This window comes from Gemmiger formicilis, assembly GCF_016900095.1.
Lineage (GTDB): Bacteria > Bacillota > Clostridia > Oscillospirales > Ruminococcaceae > Gemmiger > Gemmiger formicilis_A.
Window position 1 is genome coordinate 1 of sequence record NZ_JACJJP010000075.1, and the last position, 952, is coordinate 952.

At 63.7% G+C, this 952-nt stretch carries 1 protein-coding gene; it reads right to left on the minus strand.

What is annotated here, in order from left to right:
- On the minus strand, positions 1-952 hold a 952-nt coding region (locus tag H6B15_RS15250; RefSeq protein WP_275951018.1), incomplete at both ends, for a 1,3-beta-galactosyl-N-acetylhexosamine phosphorylase N-terminal domain-containing protein.

Below are 952 nucleotides of genomic sequence, written 5' to 3' on the forward strand. Positions count from 1 at the left end.
CACCCCATCCAGCTTGCCCGCCTTCACGTCCGCAAAGCTTAAAAAGCGGGTGTGTACCGGCAGGCCGGACAGGGCTTCGTTGATGTGGATCAGATCGTGCATGTAGGTTTCATGGAAGTGACCGGACAAGGTCCAGGGGCGCAGCCCGCCCCAGCTGTGCAGCACCGCCACCGTCAGGGGCAGGGTGTATACCTCCCCTTCGGTGTGCAGGTCCCGCACCTCCCGGAACTCGTCGGCCAGGTCGGCGATGTACTGCACAAAATCCGGGAAATCCTCCAGCAGGTGCAGGTATCCGCCCAGGCCGATGCGGTCGATCTTGGTGCGCAGCAGCGCCCGGCGCACATGGTTCCAGTATTCCTTGGCGTCCCGGGTGGGATTGCCCCCCGGGGCAAAGGTGGGCGCGCCGCCCAGCCCCACCGGGAACAGGTAGGGGTGCAGCCGTAGCTCATGGACTTTGGCGGGCACCCCGGCGCACATCCGGGCTTCGTAGCCGGAAAAGACACACTTGATGATGCCGTCGAAGCCGATGGAGGGGAAGTAGGGGCCGTAGGGCTCCACCCCCACCCAGCTGTCGTCGTAGAAGACGTAGGCCTTCTTGCCGTAGCTGTGCACCAGGTCCACCAGCTCCTTGCCGAACCCGGCCACATACCGCTGGGTGAAGTCCATGTAATCCCGCTTGTGGGCCGTGGGAGGCATGTGGGTGACCTGGAAGTTGCCCTTGTTGATGAAGTCCTCCGCCGTCAGCTCATAGCCGTAGGCGGCGGCAAAGTCCGCCAGGGCCTGCTCCGACACGGTGAAGTCATAGCTGCCCCAGTCGGTGAACAGGTTGCGGTTGGTTTCCTCCGCACCCCAGATCCAAACAAAATTGTAGAACAGGCTGGTGAACCGCACCACGTTGGTGTGGGGGTGTTCCTCGCACCAGCGGCGCAGCCAGCCGGTGAGATAGGCCCGG